This window comes from Hyphomicrobium sp. DY-1 (assembly GCF_047497105.1).
Classification (GTDB): domain Bacteria; phylum Pseudomonadota; class Alphaproteobacteria; order Rhizobiales; family Hyphomicrobiaceae; genus Hyphomicrobium_B.
On sequence record NZ_CP134870.1, the window covers coordinates 3956816 to 3976659 of the forward strand.

The 19844-nt window shown below is 56.7% G+C and carries 15 protein-coding genes; 8 read left to right on the forward strand and 7 right to left on the reverse strand.

The genetic code is table 11. The annotated features are described in order from the left end of the window. The first annotated feature begins 2 nt into the window (after positions 1-2). Positions 3-1169 carry an efflux RND transporter periplasmic adaptor subunit gene (locus tag RLW41_RS19325; RefSeq protein ID WP_414462532.1) on the forward strand — a complete coding sequence of 389 codons (1167 nt, stop codon included), beginning with the start codon at positions 3-5 and terminating at the stop codon, positions 1167-1169. Between the two features lie 3 nt (positions 1170-1172). Beyond that, positions 1173-4310: an efflux RND transporter permease subunit gene (locus RLW41_RS19330; protein WP_414462533.1), complete on the forward strand. Its 3138-nt coding sequence runs from the start codon at positions 1173-1175 to the stop codon at positions 4308-4310. Between the two features lie 356 nt (positions 4311-4666). Here RLW41_RS19330 and RLW41_RS19335 read toward each other — a convergent pair whose 3' ends face one another. Then, positions 4667-4909 carry a hypothetical protein gene (locus RLW41_RS19335; RefSeq protein ID WP_414462534.1) on the reverse strand — a complete coding sequence of 81 codons (243 nt, stop codon included), beginning with the start codon at positions 4907-4909 and terminating at the stop codon, positions 4667-4669. 98 nt (positions 4910-5007) lie between these two features. Then, positions 5008-6360, reverse strand: a complete 1353-nt coding sequence (locus tag RLW41_RS19340) for a ferric reductase-like transmembrane domain-containing protein (protein WP_414464615.1) — start codon at positions 6358-6360, stop codon at positions 5008-5010. Positions 6361-6652: 292 nt separating this feature from the next. Between RLW41_RS19340 and RLW41_RS19345 the strand changes: the two genes are divergently transcribed. Then, positions 6653-6919, forward strand: a complete 267-nt coding sequence (locus tag RLW41_RS19345) for a hypothetical protein (RefSeq protein ID WP_414462535.1) — start codon at positions 6653-6655, stop codon at positions 6917-6919. Between the two features lie 87 nt (positions 6920-7006). On the opposite strand, the gene RLW41_RS19350 is transcribed toward RLW41_RS19345, so the two are convergent. From RLW41_RS19350 to RLW41_RS19360, 3 genes are read right to left on the reverse strand one after another with little or no spacing between them, the layout of a single operon-like run. After that, positions 7007-7297, reverse strand: a complete 291-nt coding sequence (locus tag RLW41_RS19350; protein ID WP_414462536.1) for a DUF3240 family protein — start codon at positions 7295-7297, stop codon at positions 7007-7009. After that, entirely contained in the window at positions 7297-10461 is a 3165-nt protein-coding gene (locus RLW41_RS19355) for an efflux RND transporter permease subunit (RefSeq protein ID WP_414462537.1), read from the reverse strand. Before RLW41_RS19355 ends, RLW41_RS19350 begins: the two co-directional genes overlap by 1 nt. 4 nt (positions 10462-10465) lie before the next feature. Next, on the reverse strand, positions 10466-11521 hold the full coding sequence (locus tag RLW41_RS19360; protein ID WP_414462538.1) for an efflux RND transporter periplasmic adaptor subunit: 1056 nt from the start codon (positions 11519-11521) through the stop codon (positions 10466-10468). 153 nt (positions 11522-11674) lie between these two features. On the opposite strand from RLW41_RS19360, the gene RLW41_RS19365 reads away from it, so the two are divergent. Next, positions 11675-12328, forward strand: coding sequence for a response regulator transcription factor (locus RLW41_RS19365; RefSeq protein WP_414464616.1), 654 nt, complete (start codon positions 11675-11677; stop codon positions 12326-12328). 6 nt (positions 12329-12334) lie between these two features. Beyond that, positions 12335-13708: an ATP-binding protein gene (locus RLW41_RS19370; protein WP_414462539.1), complete on the forward strand. Its 1374-nt coding sequence runs from the start codon at positions 12335-12337 to the stop codon at positions 13706-13708. Positions 13709-14014: 306 nt separating this feature from the next. Here the strand turns inward: RLW41_RS19370 and RLW41_RS19375 are convergent, their stop codons facing one another. Further along, positions 14015-15595, reverse strand: a complete 1581-nt coding sequence (locus tag RLW41_RS19375; RefSeq protein WP_414462540.1) for a winged helix-turn-helix domain-containing tetratricopeptide repeat protein — start codon at positions 15593-15595, stop codon at positions 14015-14017. A gap of 217 nt (positions 15596-15812) precedes the next feature. On the opposite strand from RLW41_RS19375, the gene RLW41_RS19380 reads away from it, so the two are divergent. The 3 genes from RLW41_RS19380 to RLW41_RS19390 all read left to right on the forward strand — a co-directional run bounded on the left by RLW41_RS19380 (position 15813) and on the right by RLW41_RS19390 (position 18199). Beyond that, positions 15813-16565, forward strand: coding sequence for an SDR family oxidoreductase (locus tag RLW41_RS19380; protein ID WP_414462541.1), 753 nt, complete (start codon positions 15813-15815; stop codon positions 16563-16565). A gap of 56 nt (positions 16566-16621) precedes the next feature. Then, positions 16622-17065 (forward strand): hypothetical protein, encoded by a 444-nt coding sequence (locus RLW41_RS19385; protein WP_414462542.1) that lies wholly within the window; start codon positions 16622-16624, stop codon positions 17063-17065. Positions 17066-17281: 216 nt separating this feature from the next. Next, complete coding sequence (locus RLW41_RS19390) at positions 17282-18199, forward strand: MBL fold metallo-hydrolase (RefSeq protein WP_414462543.1); 918 nt, start codon at positions 17282-17284, stop codon at positions 18197-18199. Between the two features lie 148 nt (positions 18200-18347). On the opposite strand, the gene RLW41_RS19395 is transcribed toward RLW41_RS19390, so the two are convergent. Further along, entirely contained in the window at positions 18348-19793 is a 1446-nt protein-coding gene (locus RLW41_RS19395) for a mannose-1-phosphate guanylyltransferase/mannose-6-phosphate isomerase (protein WP_414462544.1), read from the reverse strand. Positions 19794-19844: the final 51 nt, after the last annotated feature.

Genomic DNA, 19844 nt, shown 5'->3' on the forward strand with positions numbered 1-19844 from the left:
GAATGACGTCAGCAATAGCATTGAGGTTTGCCAAGCAATTTGCGGCGGCAAGCTTCGTCTTTTTTCTCGCTTCCCCTGTATTTGCGCAGGTCCCGGGTAGTCCGCCGGTCGTCGGCTATGTCGTTGCTGAAAAGAAGCCGGTCACGCAAATACAGGAGTTCATCGGGCGCATCGAAGCCGTCAATAAGGTGAATGTCGTCGCGCGTGTTTCTGCGGAACTTGAGGAAGCGCCGTTCAAGGAGGGCACAGAAGTCAAGAAGGGAGACATTCTTTATCAGCTAGAAAAGCCGCCCTATGAAGCGGCCGTTGAAAGCGCGAAGGCATCTGTCGATCAATTCCATGCGCTCCTTCGCAACGCCGTTTTGACCACGGAGCGCTATAAAAAACTTTTGTCCAGCCCCGCGGGCCAGCAATCGAGCGTCGATAGTGCGCTCGCACAGCAGCAATCTTATGAAGCCCAGATGCTCGGCGCCCAAGCGCAGCAAAAGACGGCCGAGATCAACCTCGGCTATACCACCATCCGATCGCCAATCGACGGTAAGGTTGGACGCATCGCCGTCACGGTCGGAAATATCGTGGGACCGACTTCGGGCACGCTGACCACCATCGTCAGCCAAGACCCAATGTATGTGACATTTCCGGTCCCATCGCCGACGTTGCTTGAACTCGGGCGAATGTACGCGTCAAAGGGAGGCTTCGACGCGGTTGTTCTTCGTATCCGCCTGCCGGACGGCACTCTCTACGCTGAAAAAGGGAAGCTTGATTACGTCGATCCTTCGGTCGCAACCAATACGGACACCGTCACGGTACGGGGAACCATTCCCAATCCGCTTCGCAAGTCTGGAAATGAATCGCTTCGCCCGTTGATTGATGGAGAATTCGTCACTGCTCTCGTCGAGGGCGTCGAGCCGGTCGTCGCTCTGGCAATTCCAAGGTCAGCGGTCTTGTCCGATCAGCAGGGCGATTACGTTTACGTTATCAGCGCTGACAATGTCGTAACCCAGCGGCGAATTCAACTTGGCCAGTCGACGGCCGCCGTCGCGATGATTTCTGCCGGACTGAGTGAAGGGGAAAAGGTCGTAACCGAAGGCATCCAGCGCGTTCGCCCCAATCTCAAAGTCGCCCCGCAGCCTGCCGGGCCCGATCCAATCAAAGCGAATGGTCAATAAGCCATGTTCTCAGCAATCTTTGTCGACCGGCCTCGGCTGGCGATCGTCATCGCCATTGTCATCACGATAGCGGGCGCGCTTGCAATATCGCGTATTCCCGTCGCGCAGTTCCCTGACCTTGTGCCGCCTCAGGTGCAAGTTTCGACGACCTATCCGGGTGCCTCCGCCAGCGTTGTCGAAGCCGCCGTCGCCCAGCCGCTCGAATCCCAGATCGTCGGCGTCGACAAGATGCTTTACATGAAGTCGAACAGCGGCAACGACGGCAGCTATAATCTGACGGTGTCATTCGCGCTCGGGACAGACCCGGACATAGATACGGTGAACGTCAACAATCGCGTGCAAGCTGCGCTGTCGCGTCTGCCGCAAGAGGTTCAGAAGCAAGGCATCACCGCGCAGAAGCAGTCATCGGCTATTCTTCAATTCATATTTCTCTATTCCGAAAGCGGTAAACAGGATCCGCTCTTTATCACCAACTACGCCACGATCAATGTTCTCGATCGCTTGAAGCGGATCGAAGGCGTCGGGCAGGCGAGCCTTTTCAGCACGCAAAATTACTCAATGCGCATTTGGTTCGACACGCAGCGTCTAACGAACCTCGGTTTGCAACCATCCGATATCGTATCGGCCATCGAAGCACAGAACGTTCAGGCACCTGTCGGGCGGATCGGTGCTCAGCCGGCTTTGGATGATCAGCAGTTCCAGATGAATGTGCAGACCCAAGGACGTCTCGAAACGCCGGAGCAGTTTGGCAATATCGTCGTCCGCGCCAATCCGGATGGGTCGGTCTTGCGCGTTCGCGACGTTGCTCGGACCGAGCTTGGAGCGCAGAATCTCGATGTCGGTTCGCGATTGAACGGCAAGCCCGCGGTGGCAATCGCAATCTATCTGTCTCCTGGCGCCAATTCCGTTCAAACGGCGGCCCGCGTCACGGCAGCGCTAGAAGATATGTCGAAGAGCTTTCCTGAGGGCCTTAAGACGCGCGTGGTCTATGACACGTCCGAGTTTGTAAGCGACACGATAGATGAAGTCATCCGCACAATCGGCGAAGCATTCGTGCTGGTCATTCTCGTCGTCTACCTGTTTCTTGGAAGTGCCCGCGCGACCATTATTCCGGCAATTGCTGTTCCCGTCAGTCTGATTGGTGCGTTTGCCGTTATGCTGGCGCTCGGCTATTCGGCCAACACCGTTTCGCTTCTCGCAATGGTGCTTGCTATCGGCATCGTCGTCGACGACGCGATTGTGGTGGTTGAGAATGTGGAACGCGTGATGGAGGAAGAGCCTGAGCTTTCGCCAGCCGAAGCGACGAAGAAAGCGATGGCGCAGATCACAGCGCCGGTGATTGCCATCACGCTTGTTTTGCTGTCGGTATTTGTGCCCATCGCCTTCATTCCGGGACTGACCGGAGAACTCTTCCGACAGTTTGCCGTCACGATCTCCGCCGCCATGGTTATATCGGCGCTCAATGCTTTGACGCTATCTCCAGCGCTCTGTGCCATCGTGCTCCGACGCTCGGAGAAGCGCGGCCCAATGGCTTATGTACTGCGCAGCATCGATCACGTCCGCGATGGCTATACGGCCGTCGTTCGTCGCCTTGTGCGCGTTTCGATTTTGAGCCTTGCAGCAGTGGCTGCGGCTGCAGCCGCCGTCTTCTTCGTGGCTAAAGAAACGCCGACAGGATTTGTGCCAGAGGAAGACCAGGGGGCCTTCTTCATTATGATCCAGCTACCGGATGGAGCCTCGGTCAATCGAACCACGGAAGTCGTCGAGCAGACTGAAGCGATTCTCAAGCGCTATCCCCAGATTCAAGATAGTCTCGCAATTGTTGGTTTCTCCTTGCTGGACAGCGGGGCACAGCCAAACTCAGCATTTATGGTCGCCCGTCTCAAACCCTTCGCCGACCGCAAGACAGCAAAGGATTCAGCGCAGACATTGATTGGCGAAGTGACGATGGCCGCGCAGCAAATAAGCAGCGCTCAAATCTTTGCATTCAACGTCCCGCCCATCATCGGGTTGTCGACGAGCGGTGGCTTCGAATATCAGCTCGAAAATCTCGAAGGCGCTGATCCCGCGACCATGGGCAATGTGATGCAAGGTCTGATCGCTGCGGCAAACCAGGATCCGCGATTGCAGCGCGTGTTCTCGACCTTCACGGCATCCAATCCATCGATCTATTTGAATATCGACCGCGATAAGGCGCAGGCCCTTGGCCTGGAGATCAGCGACATCTTTTCCGCACTGCAGTCGACATTGGGCGGTACCTATATCAACGACTTCAATCTCTTCGGCCGTGTCTGGCAGGTCAATCTGCAGGGCGAAATTGCCGATCGCAGCAATATCGGAGCTATCTGGAAGATCTTCGTTCGCAATAAAACAGGGCAGATGGTACCGCTGCGCTCAGTTGCAAACGTTTCGACAGTTCTCGGTCCGCAGACCATAGGTCGTTACAACAACTACAGGTCGACCACCATCAATGGCTCGCCGGCGCCGGGCGTAGCTTCCGGCACTGCGCTCGAGGCGATGACGGAGGTTTCCGCCAAGACGTTACCGCCAGGCTATAGTTTCGAGTGGACCGGGACGGCGTATCAGGAGCACCAAGCGCAGGGGCAGACAGCGATTGTCTTGGCGCTTGCGGTGCTGTTCGCTTTTCTGTTCCTGGTCGCGCTTTATGAGAGTTGGATGATTCCTGTGCCGGTATTGTTGTCGGTCACGGTTGGCGTACTCGGTGCCTTCCTCGGTATCAAGATCGCGGGCTTGTCCCTCGACGTTTATGCGCAAATCGGCCTCGTCGTCCTAATCGCACTTGCCGCGAAAAATGGCATTCTCATTGTCGAGTTTGCCAAAGAACGTCGAGAGCACGGCGATACCATCGAGGACGCGGCGGTGCTGGGAGCCCAGATGAGATTTCGTGCCGTTATGATGACGTCGATCGCGTTCATCCTCGGCCTTTATCCGCTCGTTATCGCGACGGGCGCCGCGATGATCAGTCGTCGCGATGTCGGAACTCCCGTGTTCGCAGGAATGCTCGGGGCAAGCATCGTCGGCATTTTTCTCATTCCGATGCTTTATGTGCTCTTTCAAACAATCCGCGAGCGCGTCAAGCGAAGTAGGAGTTCCGTTGTGGAATCCGCACAGAAGCCATAACCATCTTGACGGTCTTCCGTTGAGCGGGAGAGGGACATTTAAGTTTAGCACGATGACGGATGCTAATCTTTTTCATCGGGCGATGACTGCAGGTGGGACACTCTGGTCCGCGTGCTCTGAAAACACCAAAGACCGCTAGGTCGACGGCGGTGAGAATATCACCGCCGTCGCTGCTTCTTTTGCACTTTGGTCACGCCACAGCGGGATTGGTGTTGTTCGTTGATACACAGACACCGACGTCCCAGGCCATTTTGTACGCGATCGCCAGTGTGCACCATGGAAGTAATAATAACGATCGTTCCTAAGGCGAAATCCCCAGTCGAAATTGCAAACGTGCGCTCTTTCCTTGCAACTCGTCAGGACTTAATTATTTTTGCATGTCTGGAAATCCAGCGAAATTCTACGCCAGAGATCGTGGTAACTCGATAGATATACCGGTCGCCATATAAATTAGTGAAGCCAGCTGCATTACCTATGAGCTGTTCTAAATGCTCTCCATCTTCGGATGAAAGAACGACGTAGGCTGGGTTGGTGAAGGCGATGCGCTTTAGCGCCTGCGCAATTTCCCTCGCAGCTTTTGAAATTTCTTGTGACAGCATTTGTTACGCTTTAAATCCTGAGCGAAATGCAATGAGAGCGTTGGTGCTTTTGATCGAGAAAAAGAAACTGTTTGGTTTGTTCTTCCGGAATTTGATGCCTAACGCATTGTAAAGAGTTCTTGGTGGAACCGCTTCTCGATCGGGAATTGATGATCTGCAAAATCCCGGCGTAAGACTTCTCCAAATCCGACAGGTCCACAAAACCAGATGCTCGCAGCCGCCCATCCGCGAACTTCCGCACGGATGCGGTCGCCGCTAAGACGTCCGTGGCGTGCATCGACGAGAAAATGCAGGCGCACGCCGGCAGCCTCTGCATCCGCTCTCAGCTTGCGCTCCGCTACCTCATCATAATCGGCAGTGGGATGAAAGAGATCGATCCTTTGAGGTGAAGGCGTGTGGCCATCGGCGCGCAATTTGGCGAGGTATTTCATTCGCGCGATAAAGGGTGTGATGCCGATACCTGCGCCGATCCAGATCTGGTGCGGGCAGGTGTCGTCGAAAGCAAAGCATCCATATGGACCTTCAATTCTCACCTCCTGCCCCACGACAAGCTTGTCTTTGATCCGTCGCGTGTGATCGCCAAGCTCTTTGACGATAAAATTGATATGATGGTTCGCATCATTCCATGCGGACGCGATTGTGTATGGGTGCGCGCCTTCAGAGGGATCCGATACAACAAAAGCGAATTGGCCTGGTTTATGGCCTGCCCACCCAGAAGGGACATCGATCTCGGTCTCAAGAACCCGAACGCCGGGATAATACTCAAGAGACGTGATGCGGCCCTTCGCCTGTCGCCCGACCCCGATGCGCCTTAGAAGAACGATGACAGCTGACCATACACCGCCAACAATCAATAATGCCGTGACAATACTGATTGGAGAAGACCAGTAAGAGAATTTGATAAGTACGGCGGAATGGAACGCGAGCACGAGAAATGTGAGAGCAAGGAGTTTATGAGTCTGATAGAAGAAACGGTAAGGGATGCTGCGGATTAGGGCGATGGCGATGAGAATCACTGCCGCATAGAAAGCCCATTCCCCGAGTTCCTCGGCGTTATGGCGAAGTGTTAAAAGAATCTGTTCGATTTGGTTGGCCGCCGGAGGTCGTGGCCCGCGGAGAGGCCGTTCAAGAAGTCCGAAGCCTACGGCCCATTTGGGGCCCTTTGCCCACAACCAATGTGATATGGCGAGAACCAATGCGCCAATACCGAGCCATTTGTGGAGACGGTACATTTTATCGAGACCGCCGAGCCATGGCTCAACCCATCGCGGACGGAGCGAGAGCATCATGGCTACGCTCATGCATCCGACGGCGAGAACGCCCGTGTATTGCATCATCAGGGAGCGGAGGCCGAAGAAGTCTTTCGTTGTGAATGCCGCGGGCTCGGCGAGTATCCACAACGCCGTCAGCGCCGTGAGGAAGATCCAAAATGTGTATTTGATTGTGCGCATGGTGCCGAAAGTATGAAAGCATTTCTGCAAGCGGTGCTTGACACCTGTCAATGCTGCTGCGGTTTTTCATTCACGCAATCGATTTACGTGGTTCTGCCTGTTCACTCATTTCAACACTCGCATTTGCTTTACGGCCGCGGGAAATTCGATCGAGTTTGAGGAACCTATTCGGTCTTGGCGCGGCGTATCGGAAAGCGGGGGCCAATTCACGGGTAGCCTGTCGCCCTTGTGGCAGTAAACACGCGTGTGGATGTTGTGGCAGTGGCGATAGCTTCGAGCATCTGCAAGGCGAGTGAACTTTTCGGAAGTTGTCCTTTCCGTCAGCGTTTCGACAATTGAAGCTTTTGCCATGTCCAAGCTGCCATTGGCGAAGCAAAGACAGGCGGCTATCGCAAATAACCGTAGAGCAGAGATCCTGCGCATATTTAATGTTCCTTTAGTTTGGCAACATTGCATTTGGATTCAGGCGTGGAAGATCGATCACAGGGGGGTGTCGAAATCCTGCGGTGCGGAGAAAGGAGATGATGAAATCGGCGTGTTTGCGCGTCCGGTAGATTGAGTGCCCACACCGCCAGAGCCCAGACGCCGCCGACGAAAAGGGCTGGCCCGACAAGGGTCAGGATGGTTTCGGTAAAAAAGCTGACGCTCATCGCTTGCTCCCTTTCTTAGGGATAGCCTCGTTGGCTGATGCAAGCGGCTGGAGCCGGGCAAAGCGCTCAATGGGTTCAATCCAAAAGAGCATATGAAAAATGGGCATTCGTTGTGCGATGGCTTCCAGAATATCGTCGGCCTCGGCACGCTCGAGAACAGCGCTTATGAGATGTCTTTTGACACGGCCGCGCACGCGCTCGTTCACTGTCGTGCCGGAGAAACCAAAGCTATGTCCCTCAGCTTCCCATGTCGTGAAGCCGGGCATGGGCGGATCGCGCGAAAGCATCAGTTCGATGATGTTGTCGATGGCATCGGGCGGGCAGACGAGCGTGAGTTTGCAAAGGGATTTGTCCATGTGAGCTGTCCGGTGAGATTGGTGGAGCGTGTTCCGGCTGCTCCGAAACGCCGAAAGAGGATCGGCAGTAAAATGAGAGTCAGCGCTGTCGATGTTGCGAGGCCACCGATGACGACGATCGCGAGCGGCTTCTGGATCTCAGAGCCCGGCCCATTCGCAAACAGCAGTGGGACGAGCCCAAATGCGGCAATGCTGGCTGTCATCATCACGGGCCTAAGCCGCCGAAGAGCGCCTTCATATACGGCCTCGCCAACGCTCGCGCCGGCTGCCAGCAGCTCATTGAAATGGGTGACGAGGACCAAACCATTCAGAACGGCTATGCCGAGAAGGGCGATGAAGCCGACCGAAGCGGGCACGGACAGGTATTGACCAGAAACCCAGAGCGCAAGGACACCGCCGACGAGAGCAAACGGCACGTTGGCAAGGATAAGGAGCGATTGGCGAAGCGAGCGCAGGGTTGCGAAGAGAACACCGAAGATGAGCCCTAGGGCTATCGGAACGACGATCGTCAGACGGGCGGCGGCGCGCCGCTGATTTTCGAACTGACCGCCCCAGACGAGATAATATCCTTGGGGCAACTGTACCTGGGCAGCGACCGCCCGTTGTGCATCATCAACGAACCCAACGAGATCGCGGCCAGTGACATAAGCCTGAACAACGGCAAACCGAGATGCGTTTTCGCGATCGATTTTGACCGGGCCAGCAACGCGCTCAAGCTTTGCAACATCGCCGACACGAATGAGGCCGCCGTCGCCAGTCGCGAGCTGCGTTGCAGCGAAGATCTCGGGAGCATCGCGAACCTCGCGTTCGCCGCGTATGATAATGTTTGTTCTACGCCCGGGCTCCGCGACGATCCCTGCGGAAGTCCCCTCGAGTGTCGAGCGGAGTTCGTCTTGCAGCTTCGTTGCCGAAAGCCCAGAACTCCCCGTTAGGAGCCGGTCGACATTGATTTTCAGATAGTCAACAGCATCGTTAGCGACCGTAGAGACTTCCGCGGCGCCGGGGACCTTGCTCAACGTCTCCTGAATTTTACCAGCAAGATCGGATAGTGTTTTCAGGTCTGGACCAAAAATCTTGATGGCGAGATCGCCGCGTGCACCCGTCAGCATCTCATTGGTCCGCATTTCGATCGGCTGTGTAAACGCGAACTCGTAGCCCGGTACGTTTGCCATCGCCTCGCGAAGCTGTTCGAGCAGCCAAGACTTGTCGGGAACCCGCCACTCGCTCTTCGGCTTGAAGACCATGAAGGTATCGGTCTCATTGAGCCCCATGGGGTCGAGGCCCAGCTCGTCCGATCCCACACGCGCGACGATGCGTTCGATCTCGGGGACTTTCTCCTTGAGGACGCGCTGGATCTGAAGGTCGCCTTCAATACTGGCCTTCAGATTGATGGAGGGATGCTTCGTGATCTGCATGATCACCGCTCCCTCATCCATGGTCGGCATGAATGATTTTCCGATCGCGCTGTAAGCAATTCCGATGAGACCTACGCCCGCCGCCGCGATCAGATAGACCGGCAGCGGGAAGGCGAGGCAGGCAGCCAGCAACGCGCGATAGCCTCGATTTAAAAGCCGCATGAGCGGCGGCTCGGGGTGGGATCCAGCTTTCAGTGCCAACGAGCAAAGAACCGGGATCAGGGTCAATGACAGGATGAGGGAGCTGCTCAGCGCGAAAATGATTGTCAGCGCCACTGGCCCGAAGAGTTTGCCCTCGAGTCCCTGTAGTGACAGCAGCGGCAAGAAGACGAGGCAGATAATCAGAATTCCAGCTGCAACCGGCACTGCAACTTCGCTCGCCGCCCGGTAGACGGTATGCAGCTTCGGAACGCTAGCTAGTTCTCTGTTGTGCTGCAAATGCTCGACTGTGTTTTCGACAACGACGACAGCCGCATCTACGATTAAACCGATGGCGATCGCCAAGCCGCCGAGGCTCATCAGATTTGCGGACATGCCAAACAGCTGCATCATGACGAAAGTCATAAGAGCCGCGAACGGCAGAGTGATTGCGACGACGAATGCCGCGCGGAAGCTGCCCAGGAAGGCAACAAGCAGAACAACCACGAGCACTGTAGCTTCGATTAGAGCTTTCCTGACGGTGCCAACCGCGCTGGAAATCAGATCGGAGCGGTCATAGAAGACGTTGATCCGCGCCCCTTTGGGAAGGCTGGGGCCGAGATCAACTAGCCGTTGTCGGACGGACTTGACAATGGCGCTGGCGTCAGCGCCGCGCAGCGATAAAACCAAGCCTTCAACGGCTTCGCCTTTTCCATCTTCGGTTACGGCACCGTAACGTGTCAGGCTGCCCACCTCAACTTTCGCGACATCGCGGAGGCGCAACACGCGGTTGCCGTCGCGTTTGAGAATGATCGCCTCAAGATCTTTAGGGGTTTGGACGGCCCCCTGGACGCGTACGACAAGCGCTTTCTCGCCTTCGCTCAATCTCCCCGCACCGTCGTTGCGATTGTTCGCTTCTATGGCCTGAGCGATATCCGAGACGCCGAGACCGGAAGCTGCCAAAGCTGCGTGATTGGGTATGACTTCGAACGTTCGGACTAGGCCGCCGAGTGCATTGACGTCAGCAACGCCGGGAATTGTTCGAAGCGCCGGACGTATTGTCCAATCGAGCAGGCTTCGCCGCTGTTCGAGCGATAGGTCACCACCTTCGATGGTGAACATGAAGACGTCCGAGAGCGGGGTTGAGACCGGTGCGAGGCCGCCTGTAACGTCTGTTGGCAAGTCGCCGCGAATTCCCGCCAAGCGTTCCGCGACCTGCTGGCGTGCCCAGTAGATGTCGGTCCCGTCCGCGAAGTCGAGGGTGATATCTGCGATGGCGTATTTCGCGGCGGATCGCAAAACGACCTGTCCTGGAATTCCCAGCAGTTCCATCTCGATCGGCGTGATGACACGTGTCTCGACTTCTTCCGGCGTCATGCCGGGTGCTTTGAGAATCATCTTCACCTGAACCGGCGAGATGTTCGGGAAAGCGTCGATTGGGATCGTTCGAAACGCGTAGCCTCCCGCCGCGGCGACGAGGCCGAACACCAACAAAGTGAAGGCTCTTTGCGTGAGAGAGAACTCAATAAGACGGCGAAGCATTCTTTTAGTTCCCAGCCGAAAGACGTTCGAGCTGAGGCAGTCCGCTTGCCGCGACCTGGGCGTCGCTTGTGATCGAACCTGAGATCGTGGCGATGCTCGAGGATTTGCCGCGCAATCGCACAGGAACGACTGCGAACCCGCCTTGGCTGCGGACAAAAACCGCTGCCTGTTCGCCGATCCGGACAACAGCCGAAGCCGGAACGTTCACGGCTCCCGAGACGGTTGAGCGTTGAATGGCTACCGAAACAATCTGGCCGGCGAAGAGGTGAGAGTTGCCCGGAATCGCCGCGAACATCACAGCCGAACGCGTGGCGCGATCGAGAGAGCCTCCGACGGAAACGACCCGGCCCTCTGGCCCGTTGATTATCTGTACGACATCGCCAGGCTTCACGAGCGCGATGATGTCCACGGGCACTTGGATCTGCACCCACAACTCGTCGCTTGTATCGATGGTCGCGACACCGGCCATCGCCTCGACTTTTTCACCGGGCATGACGAGCGTCTCGGCGACTGTACCGTCAGCTGGCGCAGGAATGGTGTACTGTCCGTTCTCGCGAGTGATTATTCCGTTCAGCGCTGTCGCGCGCCTATGCTGGTCAAGGACGGCGCGTACTTTCGCCACTTGTGCTTCGGCTTCATCCGCCAGCGTCGGATTCTGGAAATTCTTGTCGGCGAGCGCGCGCCTTCGACGTGCGATAGCTTCGGCTGTTTGCAATTCGGCCTCAGATTGCGCGAGCTGACTTTGGGCATCAAGTAGCTCACGACTGGAAACCGTGATCAGCGGCTCTCCCTTCTTCACGCGCTGACCCGGCAGCACGTGCACCTGTGTAGTCGTACCCGCGAATGGCGCTGCCGCAACGAGACGGGAATTCAGAGGAGGAACGACGGTGCCTGGCAGAATCGCTATCGTCTCCCTGCTCGCCGGCTGGGCAGGCTCGACATGGATATTGAGATTTCGGATCTGCTCTTCGGTAATTCGGACGTCCTTTGCGTAGACGCTTACCGGCGATATAAGTGCAATAAATGCAAATATCTGGGAGAGGACTGTTCTTCGGTCCATCGATGAATCCTTTCACGGCGATGCCGTGCGCGGAGACATGCGGTGCCGAGCTGAAAAGAAGCTGAATTGAACCTGCAGCAAACCTGACGACACTTTTTCAGGTTCGTTTCAGGCTGACTGTGCTAATTTTTCTGCAATGTGCAGGAGAAGCCCATTCGCATTTTGCTAGTCGAAGATGATGACGAGATCGCCGACCGCCTCGTGACAGGACTTGGGCGATCGGGATTTACCGTCGAGCGCGCCGACAACGGCAGCGATGGCTACGCTATGGGGATCGAAGATGAGTATGCTGCGGCAATACTCGATCTCGGCCTTCCGCAGATGCAGGGTCTCGACGTTCTCAAGCGCTGGCGTGCGAGCGATTGCAAGATGCCTATCTTGATTCTCACGGCACGTGGGACATGGGCAGAGAAAGTCGACGGTCTTAACGCAGGGGCGGATGATTACATCACGAAGCCCTTCCACATCCCAGAGGTCGCGGCACGGCTCAAGGCGTTGATCCGCCGGGCCTCGGGAATTGCAAGCCCGGTCATAGTCCATGGCGCCCTCTCGCTCGATACGGCTTCAAGTCGCGTTCTGCTCGATGGTAAAGCTGTCGAATTGACGGCGAGCGAACTCAAGATGCTCTCTTATTTCATGCACCGCATCGGCCGCGTCGTATCGCAGGCCGAGCTCATCGACCATCTCTATGCTCTGGAGGATACTCGAGAGTCGAACACCATTGAGGTGTACGTTAGCCGCTTGAGGCGGAAGCTTGGTCCGAACGTCATTACGACAGTGCGCGGACTTGGCTACCGGATGGATTGAAGCGGTATGACCAGTTTGAAACGCCGGCTGATCGTTGCTGCGACGCTTTGGATTGCCATCGCCATGATTGCGGCGGGCTTCGTGCTCTCGGGGATCTTCAAACGCCATGTGACCAATCAGGTTTATTTGGAAATCTATGAGCACCTCGACGAACTTGTTCATTTGACGGACTTTAAACTCACCGGGTCGCCACAGCTCAAGCGTGGTCTAAGCGATCTTCGCTACGATATCCCGATGTCCGGCTACTATTGGGAAATCACGAAGGCAGGTGATGTTCTCGCAAGGTCTGCCTCTCTCAATGGCAAACAGCTTTCAATTCCAGCTAATGATGTGACAGACCTTGGAATGCGGACCAGCGCAGTCGCGGGGCCGTCTGGGACTGTCCTCATCGCGGAAAGGGCTGTCTCAATATCGCCCGGCGCTCGTCCGATACGCTTTATTGTCGGGACGGATCAGCGACACGTCGATGACGTCGTATCTCGATTTCGCGGCATCCTGTCGTGGTCGCTTGCGGTGTTTGGACTTTCGATGATCTTTGGCGCCGCGCTTCTGATCTTGTACGCACTGAAGCCGTTGGATGCATTGCGAACGGCTCTTGCGAATGTGCGAACCGGTGCTGCCAAAAGGCTTGAGGGAACGTACCCCACGGAAGTTCGTCCGCTGGTGGACGACCTCAATGCGTTGCTCGTGTCAACGGGAGAGTTGATTAAGAGAGCCCGGACGCAAGCGGGTAACTTGGCGCACGGATTAAAAACGCCTCTCGCTGTTATGGTGGATGAGGCTTATCGCATTGATGAACAAGGACTGCCGCAATCGTCGGCGACGATACTGGCTCAGTGCCGCAAGATGCAAACACAGATTGACTATCAGATCGCCCGCACGCGCGCCGTCGCTTTGCGTTCGGTGCCAGGGACCGTAGCTGAAGTTCACAAGGCTGCAGAAGAAGTCTCTCGAGCCCTTGACCGATTGTACCGGGAGAGCGGCATAGAGATATCAGACGATGTTTCGAAGGGGCTATTGGTGGCCTGCGATTCACAAGACCTGAACGAGATGTTGGCGAATATCGTCGATAACGCGTGCAAACATGCCAACTCGCATGTTCGCATCTCTTGCCATGGGCGGCCTTCTGACAAATGCTTTAGCTTATATGTCGAGGATGATGGAAAAGGGCTTCCGCCTGAGGCATTTGAGGTTGTTTTCGAAATCGGTGAACGATGGGACTCCCGTGAGGCTGGTTCCGGACTTGGACTTTCTATCGTCCGCGATTTGGCAGAACTCTATGGCGGCAATATCAAGTTGCAAAAATCAGGTATGGGCGGCCTTGGCGTTGTTCTGACGCTTCCAGCTGCGGTGCAAGTCGATGTCGCGCGCCTCACGTAGTTCGTTCTGGGGGAGCCTTAGAACGGTCGTCGGCGAAAACAGCTAGGCACCGTAACGTGTTTGGCGATCGCGATGTCTATCACGAGATTGCCGTCTAAGCCGTCTAGTCCGCCGAATTTGCCGAATGGCGAAAAAAGTCAACGACCGACGTCCTTTCAATTCCAGTTCAGGTTTCTGAGCTGCGAGCATCGCCAGCCGTAATAGGCGCAATCGCTTCTGCACCAGAGTTGCAAAGTCGCTTGGGTCTTTCGCGACTGTAGGAGCCGATCTTACTGTCCAATATGGGATGCTAGGCGCTCATGAGATTTAGACCTCTGGCAGCCCCGCAATGCGTAGGCCCTCTGAGAAGACATCGACGTCTTGCTGGCGGCGAATGGATAACCAATCCTTCAAATTTGAAATGCGGAGCGATGGATCCAGCTCCCGAAGCTGAGCCATTGCCTGTTGGGCTTCGCCGATCCGTCCGGAAAGCGCTCGTGTTGCTGCGATGAGCCCGATCACCATGAGAAAACTCGGCAAGTTTCTGTAGGATAACTCCGCCCAGCGAGACGCTTCCTCTATACGTCCCGCAAAGAGATGCGCCATGCCGATTCCCGCCTGCATACGATAGAGTTCGGGATCCAATGGACTGAGCCGCATTGCGCGCTCGAAGTGCGCGATGGCGCTTTCGCTTTCACCGTGCCAGGTTCTCAGGAAGCCGCCGAGAAACCAAGCCGAGGCAAGATTGGGATTGAGAAATACCGCGCGGTCGAGGAGGGCAATCCCAGCGTCCAGATCGCCTGCAAGATGGGCCAAGGCATGGGCGCCGCGTGTTATAGCGATAGCATCGTCGCGTCCCAATTCGACAGCCCTATGTGCTAATCGTGTTCCCTCTGCAATTTCCGTATCGCGATCTGCACACCAACCATTGATCTTGCGCCAAAAATAGCACCAACCTGCCATTGCGTGCGCGACCGCATAATCGGGGTCGAGTTCAATGCTTTTTCCGAAGAGTGGAAGGGCCAGTTCAATTGATTCTCGCGTTCCGCGATGCACATGAGCAAGGCCGCGCAAATATAAATCGTAGGCATTGAGGCTGGCCGTCGGCTTGCGTTTCGCGCGTTCGATTTCAGCAAGTTCGACGTGCGGGCCGATTGCTCCGGCGACGCCGGCCGCGATACGATCCTGAAGCTGGAATATATCGTCGAGCGTTCCTTCAAAACGCTCTGCCCAGAGTTGTGATCCGGTCGTTGCATCTATGAGCTGGCCGGTGATGCGAATGCGGTCGGCCGCCTTACGCATGCTGCCTTCAAGTACATAGCCAACGCCGAGTTCTCTCCCGATTTGCTTAACATCGAAAGCGCAGTCTCGATAAATGAAACTTGAGTTGCGAGCGATCACGAACAGCCAACGCACGCGCGACAGGGCTGTAATGATCTCTTCGACGACGCCATCTGCAAAATACGCCTGTTCGGGGTCACCGCACAGACTTTGAAAGGGCAAAACGGCAATCGAAGGTTTGCCGAGATTAGAAAGTTCGGAGGGCGGAAAGCCGATCGGAAAATCCGCTGAAGGAGCTGTAGAGCCGTTCGGCGGATTGGCTTCCCTTACATCGCCGATAAAGCGAAATCCCTTGCGCGGGATCGTCTTCACGAGCTGCTGAGCGCTTCCGGTATCGCCGATTGCCCTGCGGACGGCATTAATATGGCTGGTGAGCGTCGATTCCGAAACAATTCGCCCGGCCCAGACGGTATCGAGCAAGTCGTCCTTGCTCACGACGCGATCACGGTTGCGGAGAAGAAAAAGCAGGAGATCGAAGACTTGCGGGCCGAGGGCAATGGCTTGCGATGCCCGCGTCAATTCCCGCCGCTCCGGATCGAGCACGCAATCTCTGAAAAGAAAATGCACGTAAGCGTTCCATCCAAGCCGCACAACGCGAACTCCCGCACGCTCTGATACGCACGGTCTGCGAAAATGGGCGCATTGCCTTCAAAGTCGAGCTTGGACGGATTTTCAAGAGAAACTCAAGCCTTTTTCAAGGTGCCGGCAAAGTCGTCGTGACCGCGTTCCGGCATTCTCCGCAAAGACAGCGACGGATGCGCTGCGCTTGATTTGGAGAGCCTTTATGAAAATCGTGGTCATCGGCGGAAGTGGGCTCATCGGGACGAAACTTATTCGTCATCTTCAGGAGAAAGGACACGAAACCATCGCGGCATCGCCCAACACGGGCGTTAATACCATCACGCGAGAGGGACTCGCCGGGGCATTGTCTGGCGCACAAGTTGTCGTCGACGTCGCCAATTCGCCGTCGTTCGAAGACAAGGCTGTTCTTGAATTCTTTGAAACGTCGGGACGCAATCTTCTGGCCGCGGAGGCTGCGGCCGGAGTTGAGCATCACGTGGCGTTGTCGGTCGTCGGTGCTGACCGCCTTCCTGAAAGCGGTTATCTTCGCGCCAAAGTTGCGCAGGAGGCGCTAATCAGGGCCTCCAAAATTCCGTTCACTATATTGCGGTCCACGCAATTCTTCGAATTCGTCGCTGCCATCGCCCAATCGGCGACCAAGGGTAACGACGTTCATTTGTCGCCGGCGTTTCTGCAACCCATCGCCTCGGACGACGTGGCGCGGGCACTGGCTGATCTTACTGTCGGAAAGCCGGCGAACGGTATCGTCGAGGTGGCAGGGCCAGAAAAGGTCCCACTCGATGAAATCGGCCGTCTCTATCTCTCCGCGACGGGCGATCGCCGGCGGGTGATTGCCGACGTCCATGCTCGTTATTTTGGAACCGAGCTCAACGACAAATCCTTGACGGCCGACGACAACGCGATCCTCGGACAGGTCCGCTTTGCGGATTGGTTGGCGCAGCGGTCTGCAGCATGAACGTTATCGCTCCATTGTCGTCTCCGTCTCGTTCAACGAATGGAAATCAAATAGATATGCCGAAAATCATTTCTCTTGCCATTGCCGTCGCCCTCGGCGTTGTCGCGATAGCGAACGGCATCTTCATGCTTGTTGCGCCGGAGAATTGGTATTTCGCCGTGCCAGGCGTTACGACAACCGGGCCCTTCAACCAGCACTTCGTGCGGGACATCGGACTGATCTTCGTTTTCATCGGCGCCGCGTTTTTTCTCGGCGTTGCGCGAGCCGATCTCCGGATCGTCTTTTGGGCCGCGCCGTCACTCTGGCTCGCCGGGCATGCACTCTTTCACTTCTGGGAGGTTGCGGTTGGCATCTGCTCAGCTTCTGTCATTCCTAGGGACTTTCCTGCGGTGACCCTGCCGGCAATCCTTGGCCTTTCAATCACCGCCTGGGCGATGACTGAGAAGTGTTCGACACGCGTCTTAGGAGCCAAAGGCTCTCAGGCGATCGGCAAACTCTAGCGCGCGGCGCTGAAGGTCTCGCGATTGAAAGACTGCACGTGCCGTCATCCTGCTCCGCTTCGCCGAAACTGCTCCAGTGAAGCGCGCATCAAATCTACGAGAAATTACCGCGCGGCATGTACACGGCGCACGCGCATCTCGTGAACGGAGAACTTTTGTCTTTCATCATCGCCCGACATTTCACGAAAGACGTCACATTTCTTTCAGGAGACTAAAATGAATCTGCACAATCCACTGCAATCCGACAATCGGATTGCCGAAGAGCTTGTTCCCTCGCGTTATGCTGTGCGTGTCGGCGACATTGATGTACTTGTCATCAGCGACGGGGTGCTCCCGCTACCGACGGCAATGTTGGGACCCAACGTCGAGGCAGCAGACAGGGCTGACTGGCTGAAAGAAATGTTTCTGCCGCCAGATGCTTTCGACTGGGCGCTGAACGCGGTTGTGGTCCGCAGTGGCGGAAGGACGATCCTCATCGACGCGGGTCTAGGATCAGATCCGGACTTGCACCTGCCGCGCGCGGGGCAACTGATCAAGCGACTGGAAGCCGCCGGCATTGATCTTTCGACCGTGACCGATGTGGTGCTGACACACATGCACATGGACCACGTTGGGGGACTGCTTGTGGACGGAGTGAAGGACCGACTGCGTCCAGACCTGCGGATACATGTTGCTGCCGCCGAGATTGCGTTCTGGGAGTCACCTGATTTCTCTCGTACCGCGATGCCCCCGGGTTTTCCGGACGCACTTCGGGTGGCTGCCCAACGGTTCGTGCAAGAGTATAGCGGTCAGCTACAGCGGTTCGATGAGGAGCAAGAGGTGGCGCCGGGAGTAATTGTTTATCGCACTGGCGGCCACACTCCCGGACACAGCGTGGTTCGCTTGGCATCTGGCGGCGATCGGCTGATGTTTGCTGGCGACGCCATGTTCGCGGTTGGGTTCGAGCACCCAGACTGGCACAACGGGTTCGAGCACGACCCAGAGGAAGCAGCCCGCGTCCGCATCCGTCTTCTGCGGGAGCTGGCAGAGACCGGCTCAATGCTGGTGGCCACTCATCTTTCCTTTCCGTCCGTTGGCCGGGTGGCGGTAGATGGTGATGCCTTTCGATGGGTACCGCTCTTCTGGGATTACTGATGGCTTGTCAGGCTAGAGCCGAACGAGTCCGTGTTCATTAGATGAACTGGCTGATCGGCTGCGGTTCTCTCCGTTGTAGCCGGCCGACCTGGGAAGCAGCCGCCAGTCTGCTTCTTTCAGGCTGCGCGTGCCGCCGTGGGCGCCCTCTTTATCTCGTCTCTTCGGGCTGGCGATTGTAGATGTCGTCGGTGCGCTGAATGTCGTCCTCGCCGAGGTAGGACCCGATCTGCACCTCGATGATCTCGACGGGAACCTTGCCGGGGTTCTGCAGCCGGTGCCACTGCGTCGCGAAAATGTAGACGCTCTCGTTCTCGCGAACGAGCTGTTCCTTATCGCCGATCGAAACCTGCGCCGTGCCCTGCACCACGATCCAATGCTCGGAGCGATGATGATGCATTTGCATCGACAGCTTGCCGCCGGGCTTGACGTGCAGCAGCTTGACCTGGAACCGCGGCCCGATGTTCAGCGTCTCGAAGTAGCCCCACGGCCGATAGTTCCGCAGGTGCTGTTCCTGCTCCTTGCGGTTCGACAGCTTCAGCCGCTGCACGACTTTCGAAACGTCCTGCGTGCGGGTCTTGTCGGCAACGAGCAGCGCATCCGGTGTGTTGACGATGATGAGATCGTTGAGCCCGATCGTCGACACGATCGACTTCTCGGAGTGGACATAGCAGCCGGACGTATCTTCCAGCACGGCTTCGCCCTTGATGAAGTTGCCCTTGTCGTCGCGCGGCGCGATATCCCACAGCGACGACCATGAGCCGACGTCGTTCCAGCCGACATCCATCGGCAGGATCGCGGCCTTGTTCGTCTTCTCCATCACCGCGTAGTCGATCGAGATGTTTGGCGAGGCCGCAAAGCTCGTTTTATCCAGCCGCAGGAACCCGAGGTCTTCGCTGGCGCCCGCGAGCGCCGCGCGCGCGGCGTCCAGAATGCCCGGTTCGTAGCGTTCGATCTCGGCGAGGAACGTCTTGGCGTTGAGCGCGAAGATGCCGCTGTTCCAGAAGTACGAGCCATCAGCCAGATAATCTTCGGCGGTGGCGCGGTCGGGCTTTTCGGCAAAGCTCGCAACCTCGAAGGCGTCGCCGTCAAATCCTGACAGCGCCGCGCCGCGCTTGATGTAGCCGTAGCCGGTGTGGGGCTCCGTCGGCGTGATGCCGAAGAGAACGAGCTTGCCCGTCTCGGCCACGGCGGCGGCCCGCCGGATATTCTCCGCAAAGAGCGCCTCGTCGCCGATGACGTGATCGGACGGCATGACGGCGAGGATCGCATTTGGATCGTCACGCAGCGCGATCAGCGCCGCAACTGCAATCGCCGGCGCCGTATTGCGCGCGATCGGTTCAAGAATGATGGCCTTAGGCTCGATGCCGGCGCGGTCGACTTCCTCGCGCACGAGAAAGCGATGATCGTTGTTACACAGCAGGATCGGCGCCTCGAAACCGGCCTTCTGCGGCAAGCGCGCCAATGCCGAACCCAGAAACGACGTGTTCTGACCATTAAAGAAGCGAATGAATTGCTTCGGATACATCGAGCGCGACAGCGGCCAAAGCCGCGTCCCCGAACCACCCGACAAGATCACTGGATAAATGGTGCTCATCAAATAATTCCTTCTCTCCGGCGAGCCGTGTCCACATTAGAGTGCAGGATA